Origin of the sequence: Streptomyces sp. NPDC050508 (genome assembly GCF_040655155.1) — a bacterium.
Classification (GTDB): Bacteria; Actinomycetota; Actinomycetes; order Streptomycetales; family Streptomycetaceae; genus Streptomyces.
The window spans coordinates 933,509-949,778 of record NZ_JBFAJJ010000001.1 but is presented as its reverse complement, the minus strand read 5'-3'; the positions used below and the strand labels follow the sequence as shown (position 1 = coordinate 949,778).

General features: G+C 71.1%; 14 protein-coding genes and 2 pseudogenes. 8 read left to right on the top strand and 8 right to left on the bottom strand.

Translation table 11 applies throughout. From position 1 onward, the window contains the following. Positions 1–4 precede the first annotated feature (4 nt). Positions 5–439: a glutaredoxin domain-containing protein gene (locus AB0I69_RS04280; RefSeq protein ID WP_363093975.1), complete on the top strand. Its 435-nt coding sequence runs from the start codon at positions 5–7 to the stop codon at positions 437–439. Positions 440–471: 32 nt separating this feature from the next. Here AB0I69_RS04280 and AB0I69_RS04275 read toward each other — a convergent pair. From AB0I69_RS04275 to AB0I69_RS04265, 3 genes and pseudogenes are all read right to left on the bottom strand, one after another. Further along, positions 472–642 (bottom strand): annotated as a pseudogene (locus tag AB0I69_RS04275) (chloramphenicol efflux MFS transporter); the annotation flags it as partial. 35 nt (positions 643–677) lie between these two features. Further along, positions 678–1,865, bottom strand: coding sequence for an NAD(P)/FAD-dependent oxidoreductase (locus tag AB0I69_RS04270; RefSeq protein ID WP_363093974.1), 1,188 nt, complete (start codon positions 1,863–1,865; stop codon positions 678–680). 53 nt (positions 1,866–1,918) lie between these two features. Further along, complete coding sequence (locus AB0I69_RS04265) at positions 1,919–3,460, bottom strand: MDR family MFS transporter (RefSeq protein ID WP_363093973.1); 1,542 nt, start codon at positions 3,458–3,460, stop codon at positions 1,919–1,921. Positions 3,461–3,618: 158 nt separating this feature from the next. On the opposite strand from AB0I69_RS04265, the gene AB0I69_RS04260 reads away from it, so the two are divergent. Further along, the gene (locus tag AB0I69_RS04260) at positions 3,619–4,233 is read left to right on the top strand and encodes a helix-turn-helix domain-containing protein (protein ID WP_363093972.1); all 615 of its coding nucleotides are present in this window, start codon (positions 3,619–3,621) and stop codon (positions 4,231–4,233) included. Between the two features lie 343 nt (positions 4,234–4,576). Then, a complete protein-coding gene (locus AB0I69_RS04255) occupies positions 4,577–5,236 on the top strand; it encodes an MSMEG_1061 family FMN-dependent PPOX-type flavoprotein (RefSeq protein ID WP_363093971.1) in 660 nt (219 codons plus the stop codon). Positions 5,237–5,596: 360 nt separating this feature from the next. Here the strand turns inward: AB0I69_RS04255 and AB0I69_RS04250 are convergent, their stop codons facing one another. The 3 genes from AB0I69_RS04250 to AB0I69_RS04240 all read right to left on the bottom strand — a co-directional run bounded on the left by AB0I69_RS04250 (position 5,597) and on the right by AB0I69_RS04240 (position 7,753). After that, positions 5,597–5,836, bottom strand: a complete 240-nt coding sequence (locus AB0I69_RS04250; RefSeq protein ID WP_363093970.1) for an RICIN domain-containing protein — start codon at positions 5,834–5,836, stop codon at positions 5,597–5,599. A gap of 62 nt (positions 5,837–5,898) precedes the next feature. Beyond that, on the bottom strand, positions 5,899–6,684 hold the full coding sequence (locus AB0I69_RS04245) for a peptidoglycan-binding domain-containing protein (RefSeq protein WP_363093969.1): 786 nt from the start codon (positions 6,682–6,684) through the stop codon (positions 5,899–5,901). A 70-nt stretch (positions 6,685–6,754) separates the two neighbouring features. Continuing rightward, the gene (locus AB0I69_RS04240) at positions 6,755–7,753 is read right to left on the bottom strand and encodes a helix-turn-helix domain-containing protein (RefSeq protein WP_363094169.1); all 999 of its coding nucleotides are present in this window, start codon (positions 7,751–7,753) and stop codon (positions 6,755–6,757) included. Between the two features lie 962 nt (positions 7,754–8,715). Between AB0I69_RS04240 and AB0I69_RS04235 the strand changes: the two are divergent. Then, positions 8,716–9,126, top strand: a pseudogene (locus AB0I69_RS04235) (carbohydrate binding domain-containing protein); the annotation flags it as partial. A gap of 131 nt (positions 9,127–9,257) precedes the next feature. On the opposite strand, the gene AB0I69_RS04230 reads toward AB0I69_RS04235, so the two are convergent. Next, on the bottom strand, positions 9,258–10,535 hold the full coding sequence (locus AB0I69_RS04230; protein ID WP_363093968.1) for a multidrug effflux MFS transporter: 1,278 nt from the start codon (positions 10,533–10,535) through the stop codon (positions 9,258–9,260). Positions 10,536–10,596: 61 nt separating this feature from the next. Here AB0I69_RS04230 and AB0I69_RS04225 point away from each other — a divergent pair, with 61 nt between their 5' ends. Then, positions 10,597–11,091 carry a MarR family transcriptional regulator gene (locus AB0I69_RS04225; RefSeq protein WP_363093967.1) on the top strand — a complete coding sequence of 165 codons (495 nt, stop codon included), beginning with the start codon at positions 10,597–10,599 and terminating at the stop codon, positions 11,089–11,091. Between the two features lie 39 nt (positions 11,092–11,130). On the opposite strand, the gene AB0I69_RS04220 is transcribed toward AB0I69_RS04225, so the two are convergent. Next, positions 11,131–12,309 carry a cytochrome P450 gene (locus AB0I69_RS04220; protein ID WP_363093966.1) on the bottom strand — a complete coding sequence of 393 codons (1,179 nt, stop codon included), beginning with the start codon at positions 12,307–12,309 and terminating at the stop codon, positions 11,131–11,133. A 203-nt stretch (positions 12,310–12,512) separates the two neighbouring features. On the opposite strand from AB0I69_RS04220, the gene AB0I69_RS04215 reads away from it, so the two are divergent. From AB0I69_RS04215 to AB0I69_RS04205, 3 genes are all read left to right on the top strand, one after another. Beyond that, a complete protein-coding gene (locus AB0I69_RS04215; protein ID WP_363093965.1) occupies positions 12,513–13,004 on the top strand; it encodes a hypothetical protein in 492 nt (163 codons plus the stop codon). Between the two features lie 113 nt (positions 13,005–13,117). Continuing rightward, positions 13,118–13,429, top strand: coding sequence for a hypothetical protein (locus tag AB0I69_RS04210; protein WP_363093964.1), 312 nt, complete (start codon positions 13,118–13,120; stop codon positions 13,427–13,429). A gap of 239 nt (positions 13,430–13,668) precedes the next feature. Next, on the top strand, positions 13,669–16,209 hold the full coding sequence (locus AB0I69_RS04205; protein WP_363093963.1) for a SpoIIE family protein phosphatase: 2,541 nt from the start codon (positions 13,669–13,671) through the stop codon (positions 16,207–16,209). Positions 16,210–16,270: the final 61 nt, after the last annotated feature.

Genomic DNA, 16,270 nt, shown 5'->3' with positions numbered 1-16,270 from the left:
CACCATGATGCGCGCTTGGATCTTGCCAATGCTGCTTGTGCTCTGCGGCTCAGTCGTCGCCACGGGGCTGATCTTCAGGGAGAAACCCGGCGCAGCCGCAGTACTCCTGCTGGTGTTCGTGCTGCTTGCAGGCCTGCACTCGCCGCTGGTCTTCCCGAGGTCGATCGGTGCACTGGAGGCACAACGCCGCAGCGCGGTCGACGGCCGGCCGGTCGTCTTCTGGCGGCCGGGCTGTAAGTACTGTCTGCGACTGCGCATCCGATTGGGCCATAGTGCCCGCCAGTTGCATTGGGTCGACATCTGGCGTGACCCAGCTGGAGCGACAGCGGTGAGGGCGGCCAACCACGGCAATGAGACCGTGCCGACTGTCGTCGTGGCGGGCCGACCGCACGTCAACCCCGATCCTGAATGGGTGCGCGAACAGCTCCCTTCCTCGTGACAGGGGGCGATACCGGATTGCAGACGTGCCGTGTTGAGTGCCGCGGTCGCGTAGGAGCCGGCCATGGTGGGAGCTCCTGCCGCCTCGTAGAGGACCTGGGTGATCAGGGTGCTGCCCAGCGCGAACGACAGTGCGCCCTGTACGAACACGAGGGCGAGCAGAGCGACCGGCTTGTCGGCCGGCACGGCCAGGGTCGGCCAGCCGGACGGCGTGACCGAAAGCCCCCACCGTGTCCGACTCAGGACTCGACACGGCCCGCGCGCTGCTCGACCGATGTCGGTCGAGGCACCTCGGTTTCAGCGGTATCGGTGACGAAGTCGGGCAGTTCGGTGGACAGCAGCCCCTCGGCGCCGTTGTCGAGGAGCCGCTGCATCTCGTGGGAGCGGGGCAGCATGGTCTTCTCGTAGGCGTCGATGGCGTCGTCGACGGTGTGGTGGTTCGCGAGGGCGAGGGCGAGTTCGCAGGCGTCGAGCATGGCGAGGTTGACGCCGACGCCGAGCGGGGGCATGAGGTGGGCGGCGTCGCCGAGCAGGGTGATCGTGGGGTTGTGCTCCCAGGCGTGCGGGACGGGAAGGGCGTGGATGGGGCGGTCGACGTAGCGGCCGTCGTTGTCGGTGATCAGTCGGCGCAGGCGGGGTGACCAGTCGCGGAACTGGTCGAGGAGGAACGCGCGGATGCCGTCGGTGTCCTGGACGGTCAGACCCTGGGCGGCGATCCAGTCGACGGGGACGCGCTGGATGACGTAGACGCGGATGTGGTCGCCGCTGCTGCGCTGGGCGAACAGGCCGCGGTCGCCGTCGGCCGCGGCGGCGCTGCCCTGGCCGACGAGTTCGGCGATGTCGGCGTGCCGGTTCTCGACGTCGTCGAACCAGGCTTCGAGGAAGCTGACGCCGGTGTACCGGGGGGTGGCCGGGGAGATGGCGCGTCGGACCTTGGACCAGGCGCCGTCGGCGCCGATGACGAGGTCGGCCTCGATGGTGGTGCCGTCGGTGAAGTGCAGTTGCCGGGGGCCTTCCGCGGGGCCGTCGACGGCCCGAAGGGTGTGTCCCCAGCGCACGGTGCCGGGCTGGAGCGAGTCGAGGAGGAGGTCGCGCAGCTGGCCGCGGTCGATCTCCGGCTTGAACATGTCGTCTTCGTCGGGGGTGTGATGGAAGAGCATCGTGCCTGCCGAGTCCATCTGGCGGGACTCCTGGCCCTCGGCGCGGGACAGTCGGAAGAACTCCTCCAGCAGGCCGGCTTCGCGCAGGGCGATCTGGCCGTTGTCCTCGTGCAGGTCGAGGGTTCCGCCCTGGTTCCGGACGTCGGGGCCGGTCTCGTGGTCGTACACAGTGGCGGTGATGCCGTGCCGCTGGAGGATCCGGGCGCAGGTCAGACCGCCGGGCCCGGCGCCGATGATAGCGATGCGGGGGGTGGGAGTGGTGTTCATGGTGGTGCTCCGTTCATGTGGCGCGAACTGTGTTGCCGTGCGCGGGAGTTGTGTCAGCCGGCGGTGCCGACCGGGGTGTTCTCGGTGGTGTCGGCGGGTGCGGGCAGGCCGGCCTTCTTCAGCGGGACTTCGATGACGCGGAGCGCGGCGAGGAAGCCGAGGGCGCAGAGGATCGCGCCGGTGAGGAAGATGTGGCTGGTGCCGACGGAAACCGCGTCGAGGTAGGCGTCCTTGGCGCCCGCGGGAAGCTTCCGCAGGGCGCTCGCGTCGGCGTCGGTGCCGCCGGTGCCCGGCAGGTGTGACTGGGTGGCGCGGGTGAACAGCGAGCCGAAGACGGCGACGCCGAGCGATCCGCCCAGGGTGCGGAAGAGGTTGACCGAGCTCATGGCCGCGCCCATGTCCCGCAGCGCGACGCTGTTCTGCGCGATCGTGGAGGCCATCTGCAGGGTGAAGCCCAGGCCGATGCCGACGAACACCATGTACAGGCCGGTCAGCAGGCGCGAGGTGCCGGTGTCCATGGTGGCCAGCAGCCCGAGGCCGACGGTCAGGAACGCGGTGCCGACGACGGGGAAGATCCGGTACCTGCCGGTGGCGGACATGGCCTTGCCCGCGAGGGTGGACACGATCACGACGGGGATCATCATCGGCAGCATCAGCAGCCCGGAGTTGGTGGCCGACGCACCCTGCACGATCTGCTGGAACAACGGCAGGTACAGGCCGCCGCCGAACATGACCACGCCGGAGACCAGGAGCAGGACCATGGCGAGGGGGTAGTTGCGGTGGTTGGTGAACACGCTGAGCGGGAGCAGCGGTTCACCGACCCGCTGCTCCACCCGTACGAACAGGACCAGCCCGGTCACGGCCACGGCGCCGAGGGACAGGATCTGCCAGGAACCCCACGCGTAGGTGGTGCCCGCCCAGGTGGCTGCCAGGACGACGGCGGTGATGGTGATGGTCAGCAGGCTGATACCGAGCCAGTCGATCTTCGCCTTGATGCGCTGGGCGGGTGCGCGCAGCAGCAGCGCCAGCCACACCAGGGAGACCAGACCGAGGGGCAGGTTGATGTAGAAGGCCCAACGCCAGTCCCAGTGGCCGGTGATGAACCCGCCGAGCAGCGGGCCGCCGATGGTGCCGATCGCCATGACGGAGGCGGTCATGCCCTGGTACTTGCCACGCTCACGCGGCGGCACGAGGGCGCCGATCAGGGCGAAGGCGCCCGCCCCGATGCCGCCGGCGCCGATGCCCTGCACGATGCGGAAGGCGATCAGCTCGCCCATGGACTGGGCCGCCCCGCACAGGGCGGAGCCGACGACGAACACGGCGATCGACGCCAGGTACATGCTCTTGCGGCCGACCAGATCGCCGAGCTTGCCCCACACCGGGGTGGTCACGGCGGTGACGAGCGTGTAGGCGGTCACGACCCAGGAGATGTGCTCCAGGCCTCCCAGGTCGCCGACGATCGTGGGCATCGCGGTGCTGACGACCATGTTGTCGAGCATCGACAGCAGCATCGCGAGCATGACGCCGAGCAGTACCCAGCGCACGTTCTTCGGTACGGCCGGCTCGGCGGCGGGGAGAGAAGCAGTCGCGGACATGGCTGATCCACTCCTTTCAGGCAGGAAGGGACGGCAGGGAGAAGAGGAAGGAGGCGGGGCGGTGATCCGCGAGCCGCCACTCCAGAAAAGCACACCGACTCAATAAGTGCAACGGTTGCACTTTCGCATCCAGTCAACCAAGAGATAGGCTCCCGGGTATGCCCGACACAGACACCACCCCCGCCTCGGCGGCGCCGCTGGGGCGCCGCGAGCGAAAGAAGGCCGCCACCCGCCAGGCCATCGCCGACGCCGCCCTGCGTCTGTTCCTGGAACGCGGCTACGACGAGGTGGGCATCCGCGAGATCGCGGACGCGGCCGACGTGTCCACCACCACCCTGTTCAAGCACTTCCCGGTCAAGGAAGCCCTCGTGTTCGACGAGGACGCCGACCAGGAGGCACGCCTGCTCGCCGCGGTGCGCGAACGCCCTCAGGGCCGGTCGATCCCCGCGGCACTGCGCGAGCACGCACTGCGCTACCGCATGGCCGCGACGGTCGGCGACCCCCGCTTCACCGCGTTCTTCGACCTGGTCAACAGCACCCCGGCACTGCGTGACTACGTCCAGACCATGTGGCTGCGCCACGCCAACGCCCTGGCCCGAACCATCGCCGAGGACAGCGGCCTGCCGGCTGACGATCCCACCTGCGCCGCCCTGGCCCACTTCGCCCTCGAAGCGCCTCGCGCGGCCCGCGGCCACGACGACCCACGCCGGGCCGTGACCCGCGCCTTCGACCTGCTCGAAAACGGCTGGCAGGGGTTCGACTCCGACCGATGAGCGGTGTCAGTCACCGACCGGCGGTCCGGTCCGGTCCGCTCACCGGGGTTCGCGCCCACCCACCCCCAACCGACCGATCAGAACGGCTGGTTGAGGAGAGCCTCACGCAGGTGCGGCTCAGCGTCGGGCGCCGTTCGTGCAGTCAACTCAAGGTGGAGGAACGGCAGTTGAGCGACGGGCGCGTCCCGTGATCGCCACAACAGCGGTCCAGTCGCCGGTGCGGTCCGCCTGCCCAGCCGGGTCCCCATCTCCTTGATCGGCAAGGTGCCGACCTGGGCCGCCGCACGGGGCGAACACAGGATCAGCAAGATCGATCGTAGGCCCGCCGACTAGGGTCGGAGGCATGACGTCACCCCTTGCCGGCAGTGCCTTCGACTCGCTCCGTCTCGACGCCGTGCGCGACCAGGAGGCGCTGCGCCGGACCTACGAACTCCCCAACGCCACGGCCGTACGCAAGCAGATGACCGAACTCACCGAGCAGACCCGGCGGTTGATCGGCTGCTCATCGCTCGTCCTGGTCGCCAGCGCGGACGCCGAGGGCAACTGTGACGTCTCTCCGCGCGGCGGCCCCGCCGGGTTCGTCGCCGTCCTGGACGCGCGGACGGTGGCGATACCGGACGCGACCGGCAACAAGCGTCTGGACACCCTGCAGAACGTCGTGGCCACCGGGCGGGCCGGGCTGCTGTTCCTCATCCCGGGGCGCACCACGACGCTCAGGGTGAACGGTCGGGCCTGTGTCTCCACCCGCCCGGAGCTGCTGTCGCAGCTGACCGCCGTGGGCAAGCCGCCGGCCAGTGCGCTGGTCGTGGGGATCGAGGAGGTCTACCCGCACTGCCCCAAGTCGCTGTTGCGCAGCGGGGCCTGGAAGCCGGAGCAGTGGCTGACGGCGGACGCCCAGCCGACCTCGGCCGAGGTCACGCTGGCCCAGCTGCGGATGCCGGAGCTGACGATCGCCGACATCGAACAGGCGGAGGCGGACTCGCTGAAGTACCGGTACGAGTAACGGGCCGATCGACCGCCGTTCCGGCCCGGGGCGCCGCCGCATCCGCCGCCAAGGACACAGTGCTGCCCGGCAACCCCTGCCACGACCAGCGGGCACAGCGGCCGTGTTCGAACTCGCTCACCGAAGACCCAGGAGGTGAACCGGGTTCCGTGATCGGCGTGAACGATCCCGCCCGGCTCCGGACGGCCGCTGCAGTGTCGGCATCGCCAACAGCGGGATTGAACCGCCCTCCAGTGGGGTGCGGTGTCGTTCCGCACCTCACCGGCGAGCTGCGCAGGTGAGGTCGTCATTGGCCGTTGTCGGTCGGGGTGGACATCGTGGAACTCTCGCCGCGGACAGGGGCGTCCGTTCTCGCCGGGGTCAGGACGGGCTCCACTGCTCAGATCCGGAGAAGGAACAGGAGTACTGCACCTCCCGGGTGCGGTCGACCGAGCCGAGGTCAATGGGACTCAGGCACTTGCCGCTGTGCCGGGCGACGAGCTGCGTGGAGCCGGCGACAGTGATCGTCCCCTTGATCCACTGCTGGTTGTACCCGCTGTTGCAGTCCTCTATCTGAACGAAGGCCTGTTCGCTCTGGCTCGCATTCGCGACTGCGCCCACCCGCCTGCACGAGCGAGCGCCCTCCCTGATCCGAGCCCTGGGCTGGACTGCCCCCGGGGTTCTCAGAAGCGGCCTGCGTTGAGTGCCTTCTGCAGCCCCTCCGTGGTCTGCTTCCCCCACTGCCCGTCCTGGGTGACTCCTACGTGTGCCTGGAGGGCCTTGATCGTCTGTGGACCGATCTGGCCGTCGACGGGCACATGGAGGTGGCTCTGGAGCGCCTTCTTGGTGTTCGGTCCGAACTGACCGTCGGGGGTCACACCCAGCACCCACTGGAGTGCTTTCGTGGTCAGCGGCCCGAACCCGCCGTCCACGGTGAGCGGGCAGTACGGGTTGTGGTTCGAGGGCGGCGGAGTCGGCGAGCCGGTGCCGCCGCCGGGCAGCCGGAGATAGGTGAGGGGCTCGCCCCGGTGCGAGTTCGCCTCGTCCGCCAGGGTGGTGCGGATCGGGTCGGCCTCCTGGCCGTGGGACACGCACAGTGCCCCGAGGCCCTTGGCCGCACTCTCGACGAGGATGACGACGTGCGTACCGGTGCCCGCGCCGAAGACCACGAAGTCGCCGGGCTGGGTCTCGGCTGCGGTGATGTGCTCGCAGTGGCCGAGCATCGTGCCGGTGTAGCCCTGCCCGTTGAACCCGGAGCCGTTCGGGTCCCCGGCCCCGCTCCACTTCGCCATGAGTGTGGCGAATCCCGAGCAGTCGGTCGAGAAGGGAAGCGCGTGCACGGCTATACCGATGGGCATCGGCCGGGCCTGCGAGTAGTGGATGTCTGCGTCGTGCTGGACCCCCCAGAGACAGTTGCTCACCATCGCCTGCCGGACCTGTGCCGTGGTTGCCTGAGCGGTAGTACTCATCCTGCACTCCTGTTCGTGAACCTGTTGGACACGGTGTCAGTGCGCAGGGGGTGACGTCGTTGGCCCAGCGTCACCTGTTCATTGACGCTGCGTCCACTGCCGTACCGCCCGCCTGCAGGGCCTGACGGCGGTAGTCGCCCGGGGGCACGCCGTGCACGGTACGGAAGGCGCGGCTGAAGTCGGCGGCATGGTGGAAGCCCCAGCGTGCGCCTACGGCGTGGACCGGGTGGTGACGCAGCCGTGGGTCGGCGAGGTCGGCCCGGGCATGCTCCAGGCGCAGGTGGCGTATCCAGGCCGCGACGGTGAGTTCGCGGTGCTGGAAAAGCCGGTGCAGATAGCCGAGGGATATGTGGTGATGAGCGGCCACCGCGGCGGGCGTCAACTCCGGGTCCGCGAGGTTGTGTTCGACGAACGCCTCGATCCGGGCGAGTAGCGCCTGGCGTCGGGTCTCCGGGGGCAGTCGGTCCTCGGCGTCGATGTACGAGGCCAGGGTCGCGGAGGCCAGGTCGAGGGCCACCTCGCCCAGCCGTCGGACCTCGCGCTCGCCGACCTCTCGCCGCCCGACGGCCCCGGCGACGCCGACGAGGTAGTGGGCGAAGACGGCGCTGATCCCGGTGGCGGCGGACATGCCCCGCGCGAGCAGTGGGTTCAGCCGCTCAGGGCGTAACGGCAGTGCGGTCCTGGGTAGTTGGAGCATCACCATCTCCCCCCGGCCGGCCCCGGGCAGGGCGCGGGTCTCGAACGGCTGGGAGGTGTCGTGGAGCAGCAACTGGCCCGGGGTCAGCCGGGATTCGTTGTCCCCCTGGGCGAAGCACAGCTCGTTGGCCAGGACGACGCTGAGCCCGTACCGCTCGGGGTCCGAGCGGCGCACCAGGGCCGACGAGCGTACGGACCGCATCTCCGGGTAGTCCAGCGCCGTCAGCAGGACCGGGCCCAGATCCGCCACCGTCACCACGGACCGGAAGTCGTCGGCGTGCGGGCTGCTGACCATCGACGGCACGATGTCCTGGGCCACCTGCTCGCACCACCACGGAAACCGGTCGGCGGCCGGCAGATCCTCACTGCGCATGGTCACGATCACGTGCTGTCCTCCCCCGGAAAGTTGCCGAAAAAAGGACAGCACAGCAGATTCAACGCCCCGTCATGGAAGCCCCAAACGGGTCCTTCGCTCTCGCAACCACTGGGTCAACTTGCCGGCGTCCTACGTCCCGAGGGTGACCAGGATCGCTGTCTGAACTTGATCGGGTATCGCTGCCGCGCTGCGGGTGAGTGAGCGGTCGGCGGAGCGGCACGGGTGGTCGTGCCGGCTGCGCGCCCGTCGGGCGATCGAGCGCGGCGAGGAGGCGGTGGAGCTGTGGAGGAAGGAGGTCTGGCCTACGGCCGTCGCGGTACCGACGAGGCGTCGATGGAGGCCGAGGACTTCAGACCGGCCCGCGTCAACGCCCGGTCGACGTACGGCTGTCCTTGACCTCGTGGGCGTCGAACGCGGCTTCCCCGGGCGCGCCGCCGGCTGAACCTCCGGGGCTGTCCCTGCGTATGAATTCCGCAGGGACAGCCCCTGTCTCTGCCACGGGACGGAAGGAGAGCACCGTGCCCACACCGCCTGCCTCCGACGCACCGGACAACCGCACCGCGCTGGAGCCCATCCGCGTGCTGCGCCTGCGCCGCACCGACGCGCTGGCCCAACTCCTCGATGAGATACGCCAGGACAAGGACTACCGCGGCCACGCAACCGTGACCGCACCCGGCCCCCGCGCCCCGGCCGACGGCGAGACGGAGGAACTCCCGCCCGTCCCCGGGGGCAGGACGGAGAGACTCCCCGTACCCGACGGCAACGCCCGCTCGCCGCGCCCCGTAGACCGCCCGCGCCTGGGGCCCGGACAGCGCCGGGCGGCCGTGGTGATCGCCCTCGTCGCGGCGGCCGTCGCCGGCTTCGGCTGCTCGCTGCTGATCCCCGGCCCTACCGAGGCCACCCCGGCCGCACCCCCGGCGAGCGCGTCGGCCGCCCCGACGTCGGTGGCCCCGAGCGCGGCCGAGGACGCCGACGTCCTGACCAACCCCGGCTTCGAGGCGGGCAGTGTCTCGCCGTGGAACTGCACCGGCACCCCGGCCTCCGTCGTCACCTCCCCCGTCCACACGGGCTCCAAAGCCCTCCAGGGGACGGTGAGTTCGAGCGACACCGCGCAATGCGACCAGACCGTCGCGGTACGGCCGAACACCACCTACTCCCTCAGCGGCTGGGTCCGCGGCTCCTACGTCTACCTGGGCGTGGACGGCGGAACCTCCACCTGGACCACTTCCCCCTCCGACTACAGCCCACTGACCGTCTCCTTCACCACAGGCGCATCCCAGACCAAGGCGACCATCTACGTGCACGGCTGGTACGCACAGGGCAGGTACTACGCCGACGACATCACCCTGAACGGGCCCAGTGGCGGCGGCCACACCTAGAGCCTGCAGTCGAGGGAGCGGGGCGGCCCGGCGGGTGACCTGGCGGGACGCCCCAAGCGCCAAGCACCCTGGGTCACACCGCACACGGGAGTGCGAGGGAACTCCGGACGGGTCCTACGTCACTACGTCGCCGTCGGCTCCCCTCGTCCCTCCCAAGGCCTGGCCAGCCCCACCAGCGCAACTCCCGCCGCCGCCACGGCGATCAGCATGATCACCGCCATCGGCAGCGAACTGTCCTCCCCGAACAGCCCGACCAGGGGCGCGGCGAGTGCGCCGAACAGGAACTGCAGGCCGCCGAGGAGGGCGGAGGCCGCGCCCGGGGCGTTGCGGCCGAGGGCCTGGCCGATGCTCAGGGTCGACGGGAAGACCATGCCGATGCCGCCGGCCGTGACGAACAGGGTGATCCAGGTGCCGGCGAGGGTCTCCCCCACGGTGAGCACCAGCAGGACCTGGGCCAGTGCGCCGACCGTCGCGACGCCGACCGCCGCCACGAGGAGGCTGTTCAGCCGTACCCGTCCGGCGAGTTGGGAGAAGGTGGCGCCGGCGATCAGCATGGCGACGGCGTTGCTCGCGAAGATGAGGGAGTACGTCGTGGCCGACACTCCGTGCAGGTTCTCGAAGACGAAGCTGGAGCCGCTGATGTAGGCGAACAGCGCGGCCGAGATGAACGCGAGGACCAGGACGTACCCCATGAACGTGCGTTGGCCGAGCAATGCTCCCATCGCGCGGAAGGTGTTCGTGATCCCGCCGGCGTGCCGTCGCTCCGGCGGGAGGGTCTCCGGGACCTTGCGGAGTACGCCCAGCAGCAACAGACCGCCCATCACGGTCAGTACGACGAACACCGCGCGCCAGGTCGACACGGCCAGGATCGCCCCGCCGAGCACGGGCGCGGCGACCGGCGCGACGCCCATGATCTGCGAGAGCACCGCGAAGTAGCGCGGTAGTTCGGCGCCTTGGAAGCGGTCGGTGAGCACGGCGCGGGCCAGCACCATGCCGGCCGCGCCCGAGACGCCCTGGAGGAACCGGGCGCCGGTGAGCATCCCGATGTCGGGGGCGAGGGCGCACGCCACGGAGAAGAACGTGAACGCGGCCGTCCCGGACAGCAGCAGCCCGCGGCGGCCGAGGCTGTCGCTGAGCGGACCGATCAACAGCTGGCCGACGACGAGTCCGGCCAGGAACGCGGTCATCGTCAGCTGTACGGCCGAGCTGCTCGCGCCGAGCGTGTCCCCCATGGCGGGGAAACCGGGGACGTACATGTCGGTCGCGAGCGGGGCGACCGCGGTCAGCGCGGCGAGGACGGCGACCAGGGCGACGGCGGCGCGCCGGGAGGGATCGGTGGAGTCGGCCGGTGCGGCGGCGCGCGCCGCGGCGGCGGAATTTGAGGGGGACGGCGATACCATGACCATAACGGTAACCGATGGTTCACCGGTGAACAATGACGGAAGTGAGAAGACGAGCCGCATGTCACCCTCCCCCGCAGATGTCCGCGCCCGGTGGACCGAGCACAATCCCGGCCTCGACACCTCCCCCATGGAGCTGATCGGCCTGCTCAAGCACGCCACCGGGCTCCTGAACCGGGCGGTGGAGCCCCTTTACGCGGGTGCCGCGCTCACCGCCCCCGAGGTCGACATGCTGATCCCCCTGCGCCACGCCACGGAGCCGGTGATCGCCCGGCGCCTCGCCGAGTGGCTCGGTCTGTCCCGCGCGGGCGTCAGCAAGGCCCTGGGCAAGCTGGAGAAGCGGGGCTTCATCGCCCGTACCCCGAATCCGGCCGACCGGCGTGCCGCCCTGGTGACCATCACACCGGCCGGAGCCAAGGCCGTGGACGACCTTTTCCCCCGCCAACTCGCCGCCGAAGTGCGGCTGTTGGCGGGGCTGGGCGATGACCGGGGTGAGGTGCTGAAGGCGCTGGGACGTCTGGTGGAGGTCATGGAGCGGCAAGTGGGCCGCGAGTGAAGGGATTCTGACGGATCGTCATCGCCGCGGCTCGCCGTGTCAGGTCGTGGCGTCCCACCGCACGTGGAGCGTCGGCGGCTTGCGGAAGACCAGTCCTTGTGGAGCGGTGGGGTGGTCCGGGTCGAGGCGCAGGGCGGGGAGGCGTTCGAGGAGGGACTGGAGGGCGATGCGGGTCTCCAGGCGGGCGAGGTGTGCGGCGAGGCAGTAGTGCGGGCCGTGGGCGAAGGCGAGTTGGAGGCGTGCGTTCTCGCGGCGGACGTCGAAGCGGTCGGGGTCGGGGAAGACGGCCGGGTCGCGGTTGGCGCCGGTCAGGGAGACGGTGACCAGGTCGCCCTCGCGGATCGTGGCCGGGCCGAGGACGGTGTCGCGGGTGGCGTAGCGGTCCACGACGGCCGCGCCCGGTTCGAGGCGCAGCGATTCCTCGATCGCGCCGTCCAGCAGGCCCATGTCGGCCCGGACGAGGGCGAGTTGGTCGGGGTGCCGGAGCAGATGCAGCAGTGCGTTGGTGATCATCGCTTCGGTGGTCTCGATGCCGCCGAACATCAACACCGCGGCGTTGGAGGCCACTTCGGGCACCGAGAGCCGCCCGGCGGCGGAGACGAGGAGTGAGGCACCGCCCCGGTCAGCGACGGTGGCTTCGACGGACGCGCGCAGTTCCGCGTACGCCTTGGTGCCGGCGGAGCCCGCCTCGTGCCCGGCGGTGATGTCCGAGACCGACTGCACGATGGCGTCGTACCAGGAGAGCACGGTGGACGGGGTGGTGCCGGTCAGCCCGAGTGCCTCGGTCACGACGGCGACCGCGAGCGGGCCCGCGAAGGCGCGCCGCAGTTCGCCGGTGCCCGTCGGGCGCAGTGCGGTGACGAGCCGGTCGGTCTCCCGCTCGATGAACGAGGCGAAGCCGTCCCGTACTTCGCGGGGGCGGAAGGGCGCGGTGAAGGGTTCGCGGTGGCGGGCGTGCCGTTCTCCGTCGAGGGACAGCATGCTCGGGCCGACGACCTGGGCGGTGGAGAAGCGGGGGTCGTCCACGGTGAACGTGGCCGCGTCCCGCATCACGCTCAGGGCGAGGTCGCGCCGGGTCACCAGCCAGCCGTCCAACTCGGGCAGCCAGGACACGGGTTCACGCTCGCGGAGTCGCGCCAGCCGCGGATGCGGGTCCCCGGCGAGTTCGGCGAGCGTGGTCTCGGCGCCGAGCGGGAAGGCGGCGGCGACCGTACTCATCGCGATCCGTGTCGGGGCAAAGGGAAACTGGCCATGACCGAGGCTAACAATCGGGGCGCGGCCGTTCCCGCGTGGGGGCCGCCGTCCCGTAGACGGCAGCGGCATCCGTGCGCTCGGGCCTGAGTACGCACCGCCCCCGTCCGCGCCCGGCCTGAGTACCCGAGCTCATGCCCTCCGCCATCCGGCGATACGACGATCGACGCATGACACCACGAACAACACAACTGTCGGCCGCCGTCGCACTGGTCGCCGCCGTACCGACAGCCGCCTGGGGCCTGCTGGGCCGGCAGGACACCGAAGGTTTCCCGGCCTCCGAACTCGACTACGCCTACCGGCCGTCGGACATTCCGGACGGCACGGCCGCCGTGATCGGAGTGGTCGCCCTGCTGCTGGCGGGAGTCGGCGTCACGCTGCTCGTGCGGGCCTCGCGGCGCGGGGAGCTGGACCGGCGCTGGTGGGAGGTGCTGGCGCCGCTGATGCTCGCCGGAGTGATCGTCGGAGTGGGCTGGCGGGTGCTGACGGCCGGGGTGCTCGGCGCCAACATCGGGGCCGGTCTGACGATCCTGTTCGGCGCTCCGGTGCTGGCCGGGCTGCTGCTGTGGGCGCTGGTCCGCGGAGTGCGGCTGGCGACCCACCGCCCCGCCGGTCACTACCGACGAGGGCAACAGATCGAATTCGCCCCACGCGAGGCATAGTTTGCGCCATCCTGAACGCCATGAGACGCGGACCCGGTCACAGAAGCACGTCGGGCCTCAACTCCCTTGTCCCGACTGCACACTTAACGCGCTGATCCGAAAGGCACAGCTCCATGGCCGCACCCCTGTCCGCCGCGAGTACCCTTGCCGCACCGAAGGCCGAAGGCCTCACGGTGCACCAGCACTCCGGCTGGACGACGCACGACCGCGACTCGGCGACCGGCAAGCCCCGGGGCGGTCGCACGCGGCCGACCGGCGCGGCGAAGTCCGGCCCCGGCACCAAGCAGCGCCACGTCACCTGCACGGCGGGAACGAACCTCGCCGAAGCCGCCCTGGTCAAACTTGACCACCTCGGCCGCACCGGCAAGGTCTCCCTCGGTGGACCCCGCGTCCGCGGCAGCCTGCTCACCGTCGTCGCCCGATAGACCTGAAGCCTCTCGGCACCCGCGCCGAGGGGCCTTCGTCATGGACCGACGACACCGCACCGTACCCAGCACCCGACACCGACACTTGAGTCACTCTTGATCACTTCATCAGACACCGGCAGACCGGCGATACCCGTGCCTCTCCAGCCCGTCCCGTCCGCCCAGGTGACCCCGGCCGCGTCCTGGCGCATTCTTGCTGTGTCACCCACCCGGCGCCACAGGGACGAGGTAGAGCCCCAATGACTGGGAGTGCCGAGCGCGAGAAGGGGACGCCCGGACGGTTGGCCGAGCTGCTGATCGACGCCTCGACGGAGGCCGTCGACGCGGCCGGCGGCCACTCGGGGGGCGTCTATCTGCGGTCGAGCACGTCCGGACTGCTGCGCCTCGCCGTGCTCGCGGGGCTGCCCGGGCCGCTGTTCCGCCCCTGGAGCCGGCTGCACGTCGACAGCAAGTTCCCCGTCGCTGACGCCTACCGACTCGGCGTCCAGGTGGTCCTGCCGAACGCCACCGAGACCATGCGCCGCTACCCCCAGTTCGCGGCCAGTCTGCCCTTCCAGTTCGGGTCCCTGTACGTGCCGGTCATCAGCAGGTCGACGACGTACGGCGTGCTGACCGTGCTGCGCCCCTCGGCGTCGGACGCCACCGAGGTACTGACCGGCCTGGACCGTATGACACGGCTGGCCGAGGAGCTGGGGCACGCGCTGCGGGAGCTGGAGGACGAGCACAAGGACGAGGACGGGCCGTGTGTCGCCTGGGACGGCGAGCCCGTGTGCGTCCACCCGGCGGCCACGCACCGCCCCGAGGGCCGTATGGCACGGTTCGTCTGGGATCCGGCGACGGCCGTCGTGACCGGGGACGGTTCCCTGCACGCCCTGCTGGGGGTGGAGCCCGCGGAGTTCTCCGGCACCGCGCAGGCCATCGCGGACGCCGTGGCCCCGGCCGACGCGCACCAGGTCATGGCGGCGCTGCGGGCCACAGCAGCCGGGAAACCCCCGCCGCTCCCGCTGCACGTACGGGCCGCGGACGGTACGACCCGGCTGCTGGACCTGTGGACGCGCGACGCGGGACCCGTCCCGCCGGGCGGCGGGCATCCGGTCAGCGGCGTCGTCCTCGACCCGGGCCGGGCTCCGATGGCCGACAGCGCGGCCGATCTGCTCCCGGACGGCGTGTTCTGCCTGGACCGGCTGGGCCTGGTCACCTACGCCAACCCCCGCGCCGCCCAGTTGCTGGGCCGGCCGCGCGAGGAGCTGCTGGGCCGCCCGCTGTGGGAGGGCGTGCCCTGGCTGAACCAGATCGGCTGCGAGGACCAGCTGCGCGGCGCCCTGCTGTCGCTGGGGCCGGTGCACTTCCACGTCCGGCGTCCGGACGGACAGGAGAAGCAGGAGCCGTACGAGGGCGACTGGCTCGCGATGGCCGTCCATCCCGGCCAGAACCACCTGACCTGCACGGTCGCCCCGTCGGCCCGCGTGGCGGGCCCGCTGCTCCCGCTGGTGCCCGTGCACGCCGACGGCGCCGAAGCCGCGGAGAACGGCGTCACCTCGCTGGCCCCGCTGTACCGGCCGATCGTGCTCGCCATCGCGCTGACGGAGGCGGTCACCGCCCGCCAGGTGTCCGCGGTCGTCATGAAGGAACTGCTGCCCGCGTTCGGCGGCCGACGGCTCGCGATCTACCTGTTGCAGGAACGCCATCTGTACCTGGCCTGGGAGACCGGCTTCCCGCAGGGCTTCCTCGCCCCCTTCGACGGGGTCGGACTCGACGTGAAGCTGCCCGGTGTCGAGACCCTCACCAGCGGACGCCCGCTCTTCTTCGACTCCATGCAACAGCTCTCCGACGCCTACCCGGGCATCCCCCTGGACGCGGAGGTGGGGGCCCGCGCGTTCCTGCCGCTGATCGCGTCCGGGCGCCCGGTCGGCTCGGCCATCCTGGGCTTCGACCGGTCCCGCAGCTTCAGCACCGAGGAGCGCGCGGTACTCACCGCCCTCGCCGGCCTGATCGCCCACGCGATGGAGAAGGCCCAGCGCTACGACTCCGAGGCCGCCCTCGCCCGCGGCCTCCAGCAGGCCCTTCTCCCCCGCCGCCTGTCGGCCCACCCGCAGGTGGAGACCGCCGGGCGCTATCTGCCGGGCACCCAGGGCATGGAGGTGGGCGGCGACTGGTACGACGTCGTCGAGTCCGGTGACGGTCTCGCCCTCGTCATCGGCGACGTGCAGGGGCACGGCGTCCAGGCAGCCGCCACCATGGGCCAACTCCGCAGCGCGGTACGGGCGTTCGCGCTCGGCGACCGCCCGCCCGACGAGGTGATGAGCGGCACCAACCATCTCCTCATCGACCTCGACCCCGGCCAGTTCGCGAGCTGCTGCTACCTCCGGCTGGACCCGGCGAGCGGGCTGGTCCAGGTCGCCCGGGCCGGGCATCCGCCACCGCTGATACGTACCCCGGACGGCCGCACCCGCGTCTGGGACATACCCGGGGGCGTCGTGCTCGGGGTGGACCCGCACGCCCAGTACCCGGTGACAGAGCTACGACTGGAGCCCGACTCCATCCTGGCGCTCTACACCGACGGCCTGGTCGAGCGGCCCGGCGTCGACATCGACGACGGGATCGCCGCCCTGCGCGTCGCCCTCGCCAGGGCGGGCGGGCCCGCCGCACGACCCGGCGGCCGTTCCCTGGCCGGTGTCGCCGACCGGCTCACCGCGACGGCCCGGCACGCGGCCGACCGCCCCGACGACATCGCGCTGCTGCTCGCGGCCCGCCGCGCCAAGCCCGGACGGCACCCGTGACCCCCGGCCGACCACGGCCTGTCACCGCCTGTGACGCCCCTCGCCTCCTGAGGTCAGGCAG

Excerpts from the sequence above, each read along its gene's own strand:
- AB0I69_RS04210 (WP_363093964.1), top strand. The coding sequence starts at position 13,118 with ATGGCCGCACCCCTGTCCGCCGCGAGTACCCTTGCCGCACCGAAGGCC.
- AB0I69_RS04265 (WP_363093973.1), bottom strand. The coding sequence starts at position 3,460 with ATGTCCGCGACTGCTTCTCTCCCCGCCGCCGAGCCGGCCGTACCGAAG.
- AB0I69_RS04255 (WP_363093971.1), top strand. The coding sequence starts at position 4,577 with ATGACGTCACCCCTTGCCGGCAGTGCCTTCGACTCGCTCCGTCTCGAC.
- AB0I69_RS04280 (WP_363093975.1), top strand. The coding sequence starts at position 5 with ATGATGCGCGCTTGGATCTTGCCAATGCTGCTTGTGCTCTGCGGCTCA.
- AB0I69_RS04220 (WP_363093966.1), bottom strand. The coding sequence starts at position 12,309 with ATGAGTACGGTCGCCGCCGCCTTCCCGCTCGGCGCCGAGACCACGCTC.
- AB0I69_RS04205 (WP_363093963.1), top strand. The coding sequence starts at position 13,669 with ATGACTGGGAGTGCCGAGCGCGAGAAGGGGACGCCCGGACGGTTGGCC.
- AB0I69_RS04230 (WP_363093968.1), bottom strand. The coding sequence starts at position 10,535 with ATGGTATCGCCGTCCCCCTCAAATTCCGCCGCCGCGGCGCGCGCCGCC.
- AB0I69_RS04270 (WP_363093974.1), bottom strand. The coding sequence starts at position 1,865 with ATGAACACCACTCCCACCCCCCGCATCGCTATCATCGGCGCCGGGCCC.
- AB0I69_RS04240 (WP_363094169.1), bottom strand. The coding sequence starts at position 7,753 with ATGCGCAGTGAGGATCTGCCGGCCGCCGACCGGTTTCCGTGGTGGTGC.
- AB0I69_RS04225 (WP_363093967.1), top strand. The coding sequence starts at position 10,597 with ATGTCACCCTCCCCCGCAGATGTCCGCGCCCGGTGGACCGAGCACAAT.
- AB0I69_RS04245 (WP_363093969.1), bottom strand. The coding sequence starts at position 6,684 with ATGAGTACTACCGCTCAGGCAACCACGGCACAGGTCCGGCAGGCGATG.
- AB0I69_RS04260 (WP_363093972.1), top strand. The coding sequence starts at position 3,619 with ATGCCCGACACAGACACCACCCCCGCCTCGGCGGCGCCGCTGGGGCGC.
- AB0I69_RS04215 (WP_363093965.1), top strand. The coding sequence starts at position 12,513 with ATGACACCACGAACAACACAACTGTCGGCCGCCGTCGCACTGGTCGCC.